This window comes from Sedimentitalea xiamensis (genome assembly GCF_030164465.1).
Taxonomy (GTDB): Bacteria; Pseudomonadota; Alphaproteobacteria; order Rhodobacterales; family Rhodobacteraceae; genus Sedimentitalea; species Sedimentitalea xiamensis.
Genome location: NZ_JASNJE010000003.1, coordinates 255,189 through 265,192, shown reverse-complemented (window position 1 = coordinate 265,192; position 10,004 = coordinate 255,189). Strand labels below are relative to the sequence as shown.

General features: G+C 67.9%; 9 protein-coding genes. 4 read left to right on the top strand and 5 right to left on the bottom strand.

Annotated elements, in window-relative coordinates:
- Window positions 1-52 precede the first annotated feature (52 nt).
- Window positions 53-799 carry an SDR family NAD(P)-dependent oxidoreductase gene (locus QO034_RS04360; RefSeq protein WP_284484278.1) on the bottom strand — a complete coding sequence of 249 codons (747 nt, stop codon included), beginning with the start codon at window positions 797-799 and terminating at the stop codon, window positions 53-55.
- Window positions 796-2,229 carry an NADP-dependent phosphogluconate dehydrogenase gene (gene gndA, locus QO034_RS04355; protein WP_284484277.1) on the bottom strand — a complete coding sequence of 478 codons (1,434 nt, stop codon included), beginning with the start codon at window positions 2,227-2,229 and terminating at the stop codon, window positions 796-798. Before gndA ends, QO034_RS04360 begins: the two co-directional genes overlap by 4 nt.
- A gap of 162 nt (window positions 2,230-2,391) precedes the next feature.
- Here gndA and QO034_RS04350 point away from each other — a divergent pair, with 162 nt between their 5' ends.
- Complete coding sequence (locus QO034_RS04350) at window positions 2,392-2,850, top strand: NUDIX hydrolase (protein WP_284484276.1); 459 nt, start codon at window positions 2,392-2,394, stop codon at window positions 2,848-2,850.
- Window positions 2,851-2,953: 103 nt separating this feature from the next.
- Window positions 2,954-4,432 carry an inorganic phosphate transporter gene (locus tag QO034_RS04345; protein ID WP_284484275.1) on the top strand — a complete coding sequence of 493 codons (1,479 nt, stop codon included), beginning with the start codon at window positions 2,954-2,956 and terminating at the stop codon, window positions 4,430-4,432.
- A 33-nt stretch (window positions 4,433-4,465) separates the two neighbouring features.
- Here QO034_RS04345 and argF read toward each other — a convergent pair whose 3' ends face one another.
- Together argF and QO034_RS04335 are read right to left on the bottom strand one after the other, a co-directional pair.
- Complete coding sequence (argF, locus tag QO034_RS04340) at window positions 4,466-5,392, bottom strand: ornithine carbamoyltransferase (protein WP_284484274.1); 927 nt, start codon at window positions 5,390-5,392, stop codon at window positions 4,466-4,468.
- Between the two features lie 75 nt (window positions 5,393-5,467).
- Window positions 5,468-6,643, bottom strand: coding sequence for an aspartate aminotransferase family protein (locus QO034_RS04335; protein ID WP_284484273.1), 1,176 nt, complete (start codon window positions 6,641-6,643; stop codon window positions 5,468-5,470).
- A gap of 323 nt (window positions 6,644-6,966) precedes the next feature.
- Here QO034_RS04335 and QO034_RS04330 point away from each other — a divergent pair, with 323 nt between their 5' ends.
- A complete protein-coding gene (locus QO034_RS04330; protein WP_284484272.1) occupies window positions 6,967-8,457 on the top strand; it encodes a flavin-containing monooxygenase in 1,491 nt (496 codons plus the stop codon).
- 114 nt (window positions 8,458-8,571) lie between these two features.
- Here the strand turns inward: QO034_RS04330 and QO034_RS04325 are convergent, their stop codons facing one another.
- Entirely contained in the window at window positions 8,572-8,868 is a 297-nt protein-coding gene (locus tag QO034_RS04325; protein ID WP_284484271.1) for a putative quinol monooxygenase, read from the bottom strand.
- 148 nt (window positions 8,869-9,016) lie between these two features.
- Between QO034_RS04325 and QO034_RS04320 the strand changes: the two genes are divergently transcribed.
- Window positions 9,017-9,901, top strand: a complete 885-nt coding sequence (locus tag QO034_RS04320) for a DMT family transporter (RefSeq protein WP_284484270.1) — start codon at window positions 9,017-9,019, stop codon at window positions 9,899-9,901.
- Window positions 9,902-10,004: the final 103 nt, after the last annotated feature.

Below are 10,004 nucleotides of genomic sequence, written 5' to 3'. Positions count from 1 at the left end.
GCCGGAAATACTCCGGGGTTTGGGGCGGAGCCCCAAGTCACACGGAGCCCAGCTAGAGGCGCAGGCTGGGCAGGCCGATGCCTGTCGCCTCGAACCCGCCATCGGCGGCCAGGACCTGGCCGGTGATGAAACTCGCGTCCTCCCCAAGCAGGAACACGATGGCGGCGGCGATCTCGTCTTCGGTGCCATAACGGTTGAGCGGAATGGCGTCGTGATAGGCGGCGCGGATGTCCGGCGTATGCACGGCCAGCGCCAGTTTCGTGTCCACCGGACCCGGCGCCACCGCGTTGACGCGGATGCCGAGTTCGCCGAGTTCCACCGCCTGTTGCAGGGTCAGCTGCGCCAGACCCGCCTTGGAGGTGCCATAGGCGACGCGCAGCGTGCTGGCGCGCAGCCCTGAGATCGACGTGATGTTGACGACCGCGCCGCCGCGCACTGCCAGCAAGCCGGTCAGCGCCTGGGTCATCAGGAAGGGTCCGTCCAGGTTGGTGGCCATGACCGTCCGCCACCGCTCGAACGTGGTGTCCCGGATCGGTCCGAAATCGGCCACGCCCGCATTGTTGACCAGCCCGTCCAGCCGTTCGAAATCGGCGGCGATCAGCTCCGGGAGTCGCGCCACCTGGTCCGGATCGGAGACATCCGCGACGATGACGCTGGCGCCGTCCAGGTCTTCGGCGGCGGCGCGCAGCGCGGGTTCGTCGCGATCCAGCATCGCCACCTGCCAGCCGGTGTCCAGAAGACGCCGGGCGGTGGCCAGCCCGATGCCGCGCGCGGCCCCGGTCACGAGTGCGGTTTTCATGTCTGTTCGTCCTTTCCTGTGGTGGCCGCTTCGGACCAGTCGCCGTGATGGAGGCCCGGCCTGTCCAGCCGTTCGAACCCGTGCGCGCCGAAGATGTCGCGCTGCGCCTGGATGAGGTTCGCAGTTCCGCGGCCCCGCCGCAGGCTGTCATACCAGGCCAGGGCCGCCGAGAGCGACGGCACCGGCAGTCCGGCCAGGGCGGCCGCGGCGACGACCCTGCGCAGGGCGGGAACGCCGCGGGCCAATCGCGGCCGCAGCACCGGGGAGAGGATCGGCGGCTGGCCCCGCGGCCCGTCGCGCAGCGCCGCGGCAAGATCGCCCAGCAAGGCCGACCGGATGATGCAGCCGGCGCGCCAGATTTCGGCGATCCGGGCGGTGTCCAGCGCCCAGCCGAACGCGTCCGAAGCGGCCTCCATGACCTGAAACCCCTGCGCGTGCGACAGGATGCGGCCGGCGAGAAGCGCCTGCGCCAACTGGTCGGGCGCGGGCAGAACCGTGTCCTGCGCGGCCGGCGCCAGCACCGTTTCCGCCTGCTGCCGCGCCGCCCGGCCGGCGGACCAGGCGCGCGCGCCCACCGCCGCCTCAATGGTGCTGGCCGACTGCCCCAGTTTCAGCGCCTCGATCACCGTCCAGCGGCCCGTGCCTTTCTGGCCGGCGGCATCGGCGATCACGTCCACCATCGGCAGGCCGGTGTCGCGATCCGTCGCGGACAGGGCCCTGGCGGCGGTCTCGACGAGGAAAGAGGCCAGCGGCCCGGTTTCCCAGGCCCGGAACAGCTCGCCGATCCGCCCGGCCGGCCAGCCTGCGCCGTCGCGCAGGATGCCGTAGATCTCGGCGATCATCTGCATGTCGGCGTATTCGATGCCGTTGTGGACAGTCTTGACGAAATGGCCGGCGCCATCGGGTCCGACAAGGGCGACGCAGGGGTCCCCGTGATATCGCGCCGCGATCGCCGTCAGCACGGGGCGCAGATGCGTCCAGGCTTCGGGGCCACAGCCGACCATCAGCGAGGGGCCGTGCCGGGCGCCCTCCGCGCCGCCGGAGACGCCCATGCCCACATAATGCAACCCTTCGTCCCGCAAGGCGGCGCACCGGGTGCGGGTGGCATGGAAATCCGCGTTCCCGCCGTCGATCAGGATATCGCCCGGTTCGAGAAGCGGCACAAGACGCGCGATCATGTCGTCCATCGGTGCGCCGGACGGGATCATGCAGAGAATGGTCCGGGGCCGCGCCAGACCGGCCACGAGAGTCCCGAGGTCGAAAGCCGGGCGCAGGCGGCCGGCGAGGGGTCCGGCGCTGTCCAGCACATCCGCGATCCAGTCGGTTTCGCGATTTCCGATGGTGACGGTGACGCCGTGATCGGCCAGGTTGAGCGCCAGCGCACGGCCCATCGTGCCCAGCCCGAATACCCCGATCTGCGCTGCCTGCATGACGCGCCCCTTTCCATCGCCGCTGTCCCAGCATGGCGAGCCGTGCAACCGGGCGCAAGGTCAACCGTGCCCGCGCCGCGCGACCGGATTTGGCTTTCCCGATCCAATGGTCTATATTGGGTTATAAACAAAATAATAACACTTCAGCAGGCTACTGACAAAATGACCAATAAGATTTCAAAAGCCTGGACCGAACTGGTCCTTCCCATTCTGCAACGTCCCAAGCGGGTCCAGGTCGCGGCCCTGTGTTACCGGCAAAGCGAAAACGGTCGCGACGTGCTCTTGATCACCAGCCGGGACACCGGCCGCTGGATACTGCCCAAGGGATGGCCGATCGACGGGCTGGACGGACCGCAAGCGGCGCTCCGGGAAGCCTGGGAGGAAGCCGGGGTCAGGACCGCGGAGATCGAACCGCGGGCGGTCGGGCAATACGATTACACCAAGGGCCTGGATAGCGGCGGCGAAGCGGTCGTGGAAACGCAGGTCTACCTGACGCGGGTGATCGAACTCGAACAGGACTATCCCGAAGCCGGCGAACGCGCGCGCAAATGGGTCGCGCCGGAAGATGCCGCCAACATGGTGGAGGAACCCGAGCTGAAAGAAATCCTGCGCCATTTGTGACCGTCGGTCCGGCCGCGCTCCGCAACAGTCTGGTTGCACCTTCGCCGCCGACCGCGTAGATGCGGCGGCGAACCGAATTTGAACCTGGGCGCTGACCGGAAGCATGTCGAACGCACCTATCGGAAACCAGTGGAAGACGCTGGACACCGACCTGAACCGGATCAGCCAGGTCGAATACGCCACAGCCTATGTCGCGCGGCCGATGGTCGCCACCGGCATCGCCATGGCGTTCATCGTGATCGCGGCGCTGGCGGGCGCCGTGCTGTTCGGCCAGACGCCGATCAGCCTCGTCGTCACCTTCGCGGCCGCCTTCGGCGCCTATATGGCGATCAACATCGGCGCCAACGACGTCGCCAACAACATGGGCCCCGCGGTCGGCGCCAAGGCGCTCAGCATGGGCGGGGCGATCCTGATCGCGGCGATCTGCGAAAGCGCCGGCGCCCTGCTGGCCGGCGGTGACGTGGTATCGACGATTTCCAAGGGCATCATCGACCCGGCGGGCGTTCAGAATGCCCAGACCTTCATCTGGGCGATGATGGCGGCGCTGATTTCCTCGGCGCTCTGGGTCAACCTGGCGACCTGGATCGGCGCGCCGGTATCGACGACCCATTCCGTCGTCGGCGGCGTCATGGGGGCAGGCATCGCCGCCGCCGGATTCGGCGCGGTCAACTGGCCGACCATGAGCGCGATCGCGGCGAGCTGGGTGATTTCTCCGATCCTCGGCGGCGCGGTGGCCGCCGCCTTTCTGGCGCTGATCAAGGTCAAGATCATCTATCAGGAGGACAAGATCGCGGCGGCCCGGCGATGGGTTCCGATCCTGGTGGGCGTCATGGCCGGGGCGTTTTCCTCCTACCTGGCGCTCAAGGGGCTGAAGCGGGTCATTCACATCGATCCGGGCACGGCCCTGATCATCGGCCTCGTGCTCGGGCTGGCCGTCTGGGTCGTCACGCGGCCGATGATCCACAGGCAGTCCGAGGGCATGGAGAACCGCAACAAGTCGCTCAAGGCGCTGTTCGGCCTGCCGCTGGTGTTCTCGGCGGCCCTGCTCAGTTTCGCGCACGGGGCGAATGACGTGGCCAATGCGGTCGGCCCGCTGGCGGCGATCGTCCATGCTGCGGAATTCGGCGATTTCGCCGCCAGCGTCGCGATCCCCACCTGGGTGATGGTGATCGGCGCCTTCGGCATTTCCTTCGGCCTGTTCCTCTTCGGCCCCAAGCTGATCCGGATGGTCGGCAGCCAGATCACCAAGCTGAACCCGATGCGCGCCTTCTGCGTCGCCCTGTCCGCGGCGATCACCGTGATCCTGGCGAGCTGGCTGGGCCTGCCGGTCAGTTCGACCCATATCGCGGTCGGCGGTGTCTTCGGCGTCGGCTTTTACCGCGAATGGCACATGGAGCGCCGCCTGCGGGACATGGCGCTGAACCCGACGGTCAAGCGGCTCGCTCCCGAGGAACGCCGCCGCCGCAAGCTGGTGCGCCGGTCCCATTTCATGACCATCGTAGCAGCCTGGGTGATCACGGTTCCGGCGGCGGCGCTGATGTCCGCCCTGATCTTCCTGCTGCTGAACGCCGTGGTCGTCTGACACACCCGGCGCAACCGGCCGCGCCGGCGCGGCCTAGACCCCGAGACACCAGCGCATGATGGCTTTCTGCGCGTGCAGGCGGTTTTCGGCCTCGTCCCAGATCACCGAATGCGGCCCGTCCATGACTTCCGAGGTGACTTCCTCTTCGCGGTGGGCCGGCAGGCAGTGCATGAACAGCGCGTCCGGCTTGGCCTGGGCCATCAGCGCGGCGTTGACCTGGTATGGGCGCAGCATGTTGTGGCGGCGTTCGCGGGCGGACTGGGCGTCGTGCATCGAGACCCATGTGTCGGCGACCACCAGATCGGCCTCCTGCACCGCCCTCTGGGCATCGCGTTCGATGACGATGGTGCTGCCCTGTTGCCGCGCGAACCCGACGAATTCATCTTCCGGATCGAGCTGCGCGGGGCCGGTGAAGGTGAGGTCGAACCCGAACTGCCCGGCGGCGTGCAGGAAGGAGGCGCAGACATTGTTGCCGTCGCCGGTCCAGACCACCTTCCTGCCCGCGATCGGGCCGCGGTGTTCCTCGTAGGTCATCACGTCGGCCATGATCTGGCAGGGGTGGGTGCGGTCGGTCAGCCCGTTGATCACCGGCACGTCGGCATATTCGGCCATTTCGGTCAGCACGGTTTCATCGAAGGTGCGGATCATGATCATGTCGACATAGCGGCTGAGCACGCGGGCGGTGTCGGCGATGGTCTCGCCATGCCCCAGTTGCATGTCGCTGCCCGACAGGACCATGGTCTCGCCGCCCATCTGGCGCACGCCGACGTCGAATGAGACCCGTGTCCGGGTCGAGGGTTTTTCGAAGATCAGCGCCACCATCCGCCCGGCGAGCGGCTGGTCGTCGTCCGGGCTGGCCTTGGGGCGGCCGAGACGGGCCTGCTTCATCCGCCCGGCATGGTCGATCATCGCCCGCAGGTCAGCGGGATCGGTCTTGTGGATATCCAGAAAGTGGTTCATGTGCGTGTCGCTTTTTCTGGGGTCGGACCGGGGGCTCTGCCCCCGGACCCCCGGAGTATTTTCCAAAGGTGAAGATCAGGCAGGAGCCAGGCTGCGGGCCGCCGCGTCGAGCCGGCGCAGCGCCTCGGCGACCTCGTCCTCCGTGAGGGTGAGCGGCGGCAGCAGCCGGATCACGTTGTCGGCGGCCGGAACCGTGATCAGCAGCGCGTCGTAGGCGGCGGCGACCACGTCCAGGTTGGCCGGTTTGCATTTCAGGCCCAGCATCAGGCCGCTGCCACGGACCGCCTCGAACACCGAAGGATGGGAGGCGACGAGGCTTTCCAGTCCCTGGCGCAACTGCCCGGCCCTGCGGTTGACCTCGGACAGGAATTCCGGCGTCGCGACGATATCCATGACCGCCGCTCCGACGGCGCAGGCCAGCGGGTTGCCGCCATAGGTCGATCCGTGGGTGCCGGCGGTCATGCCGGACGCGGCCTGTTCGGTGGCGAGAACCGCCCCCAGGGGGAAGCCGCCGCCGATACCTTTGGCGACCATCATGATGTCCGGCTCAACTCCGGCCCATTCATGGGCGAAGAGCCTGCCGGTGCGCCCCATGCCGCATTGCACCTCGTCCAGGATCAGCAGCAGCCCGTGTTCGTCGCAGAGATCGCGCAGGCCCTTGAGGCACTGGTCGGGCAGCGGGCGGATACCGCCTTCGCCCTGGACCGGTTCGATCAGGATCGCGCCCACCGTGTCGGTGATCGCGGCCCGGAGCGCGTCGTGATCGCCCCAGAGCAGGTGGATGAAGCCCGGCAGCAGCGGGCCGAAGCCCTTGGTCATCTTCTCCGATCCGGCGGCCGCGATCCCGGCCGAGGAGCGGCCATGGAACGAGCCTTCGAAGGTGATGATGTCGGTGCGTTCGGGCCGGTTTCGGTCATGCCAGTACTTGCGCGCCATCTTGACCGCGAGTTCGCAGGCTTCGGTGCCCGAGTTGGTGAAGAACACCGTGTCGGCGAAGGTGGCGGCGACCAGCTTGTCGGCCAGCATTTCCTGTTGCGGGATCCGGTAGAGGTTCGAGACATGCCAGAGCTGTTGCGCCTGCCCGGTGAGCGCCGCCACCAGCGCCGGATGCGCATGTCCCAGCGCATTGACCGCGATCCCCGCGCCGAGGTCGAGAAAGCGTCGCCCGTCGGCCTCGACCAGCCAGGAGCCTTCGCCCTTGACGAAGGTCAGGGGCGCGCGATTGTAGGTCGGCAGAACGGACGGGATCATCGGAACATCCTTTGTCAGACATGAAGCCCTGTGAGTGCCTCACAACGGGCGGTGACGTCAACGGTTATCGGGAGTTATCGAGAAGGCGGGGACCGCGCGGCGGATGGCCACGCGGGAACGGGAACGGCGTTACGCGCTGGGGCGTCGGCGTCGGCAAGACGGGATATGCGTCCGTGTGTTCATGCGCCGCTTCTAGAACAGGCCGCGGCAAAACAAAAGCCGAAACTGCGTGGCGACGCATGAGACCCGGCCGCCCCTTCCGGGGTTGCGCCGGCGCGGATTGCGGCGATGATGGGCGGACCCAGTCCCGAAAGGCCCGCCCGATGACCCAGCCGCCCGCCGCCGCGCCCGCTGTCGACGTGCTGATCGTCGGCGCGGGCATTTCCGGGATCGACGCGGCCTGGCACCTGTCGCGGCGTCTGCCAAACCACAGCTTCGCGCTGCTGGACGGCAAGCAAGAGATCGGCGGAACCTGGGCGACCCACGTCTTTCCGGGCATCCGGTCCGACAGCGACCTGTTCACCTTCGGGTTCAGCTGGAAACCCTGGACGGGCAGGCCGATCGCGAGTGCCGGGGAAATCCTGGGCTACCTGAACGCGGCGCTGGATGAAAACGATCTGCGGCGGCATATCCGCTTCGGCCATGCGGTCAGGGCCGCGGCCTGGGACAGCGCGGCGCAGATCTGGACCGTCACGGTGCGGCACGGCAATCAGGACGTCACGATGACCTGCCGGTTTCTCTGGATGTGTTCCGGCTACTACCGCCATTGCGAAGGCTACAGCCCCGGCTGGGCCGGGATGGAGGACTTCGCCGGGCCCATCATCCACCCGCAGGCATGGCCTGCCGACCTCGACTATTCGGGCAAGCGCATCGTGGTCATCGGCTCCGGGGCGACGGCGGCAACGCTGATTCCGGCGCTGGCGAAAACCGCGGCCCATGTCACGATGCTGCAACGGTCGCCGACCTATTATTTTCCGCGCCCGATGTCGGACCCGTTCAACGAGACGCTGAAGGCGCTGGACCTGCCGCAGGACTGGTATCACGAGATCATGCGCCGCAAGTTCCTGCTGGAATCCGAGACCATGGCGCGGCGGTCCCGCGAGGAGCCGGACGCCGTTGCGACAGAGCTGATCGGCGCGGCGCGCGCCTATCTCGGCGAGTCCGCCGATATCGAAACCCATTTCACCCCCGCCTACCGGCCATGGCGGCAACGGGTGGCGATGATTCCGGATGGCGACCTGTTCGTAGCGATCCGGACCGGCGCGGCCTCGGTGGTCACGGACCGGATCGAACGGTTCACGCGGGGCGGCATCCTGCTGCGCTCCGGAGACGAACTGGCGGCGGACATCATCGTGACCGCGACCGGGCTGACGCTGAATATCCTCGGCGACGTGGCGCTCACGGTGGATGGCGCGGCCGTAAATCCGGCGCAATGCTGGACTCATCGCGGCATCATGCTGAGCGGCGTGCCCAACCTGGCCATGGTATTCGGCTACCTGCGGTCGAGCTGGACCCTGCGGGCGGATCTCGTGTCGGCCTATGTCTGCCGCCTGCTGGAGCACATGCAGGCCGCCGGAATGGCCTCGGCCACCCCCGCCCTGCGCGACCGGGACCGGGGGATGCAGGCGCGGCCCTGGATCGATCCGGAGGATTTCAACGCCGGCTACATCCTGCGCGGGCTGGACCTGATGCCGAAACAGGGGGATCGGCAGCCCTGGGTGATGACGCAGGACTATTTCGACGACCGGCATACCCTGCCCGCGGCGGACCTGGAGGATGGCACCCTGCGCTACGCCACCGCAGCGGCGCGATAGCCGCGATGCGGGACTGGCGCTGCGGCAGACGTTTGCCCTGCGCTATCCGGCCCTTCCCGCAGGGCGGCATTGCAGGCACATGATACCGGATGCCGGGCGGCGGTTCGGGGCCGGTCAGCCCTCGACCAGGTCGTAATGGCGGATGGTCCGGCTTTCCACCAGTTCCGCCTCGACCGGGTCGACATGCGGGCTGGCGATGTCGTCGCCGACAAAGGCCCTGAGCGCGTCGAGATCACGCCAGACCATGACAAAGCTGAAGTCGCGCGGGCTGTCGGGGCGGGCACGGCCCGGCAGGACGGTCTCGATGCCATCGGTGGCCCGCATCAGCGGAATCGCCGTGTCGTGAAAGAACCGGCTGAACGCTTCTTCCTTGCCCGGTCGGGTCGTGACCTGGAAGATTCGCATGATCATGGGTTTGCCCTCCTTTCGGCGGGGAGGCCGGGGTTTGGGCGAAGCGACGCGACCATAGCATGTTTCCGCCCGCCGGAACAGGACGCGGCCTTCTGCTCCGACCGGATTGGGGCTTGCCTGGCCGCGCGATTGGCGTCAAGGCAGCGCCATGTTCGTTGCAAAGGCCGATAACCCCGCCCTGGCCGCCGGTCTGATCCTGCTGGCGACCGCGTTCATCGCGGAGACGACCCTGTTGGCCAAAGCCCTGGGCACCGACGCGCTGGGGCCGCCGCTCAGCCCGCTGCAGATCAGCCACGGGCGGTTCCTGTTCGCCTTCGCCGCGCTGCTGAGCGTGGCCTCGGTCCTCCGCCCGCAGATCCGGGCGCCGCGCTGGCGGCTGCATCTGGGGCGCACCGTGTTCGGCTGGTCCGGCGTGACGCTGATGTTCGCCTCGGTCGCCTTCATCCCGCTGGCCGACGCCACGGCGATCAGCTTTCTCAACCCGGTCTTCGCGATGATGCTGGCGATCCCGTTTCTGGGCGAAAGGGTCGGTCCGGTGCGCTGGGGCGCGGCGGCGATCGCGCTCACCGGCGCGCTGGTCCTGCTGCGCCCGACCCCGGCGAGTTTCCAGCCGGCGGCGCTGCTGGCGCTGGGGGCGGCGCTGGCGATGGGAATGGAACTGATCTTCATCAAGAAACTGTCCGGGCGCGAACCGGTGTTCCAGATCCTGCTGATCAACAACGCGATCGGCCTTTGCATCGCGACGCTGGCGGTGCTCGCCGTCTGGCACCCGCCGACGCCGATGCAGTGGTTAGCGCTGGCCGGTCTTGGCGGCCTGATGGCCTGCGCGCAGTTCCTGTTCGTGAACGCGATGGCGCGGGCCGACGCCAGTTTCGTCGCGCCGTTCAGCTATGCCACCCTTATCCTGGCGGCGTTTTATGACTACGCCGCCTTCGGGGTCGTGCCCGACCGGATCACAGCCCTGGGCGCTGCGATCATCATCGCCGGCGCCCTGATTCTGGCCCTGCGCGAAGCCCGCCTGCGCAGGACCTGACCCGTTGCGCCCGGTGCGCGATTCCTCGCCGGTCGGTTTCAGGCGGCGGCCGCGTCGTATTTGAAGGCGACGCGGCAGGGCGGGCTTGGCAGCCTGCGAGGCA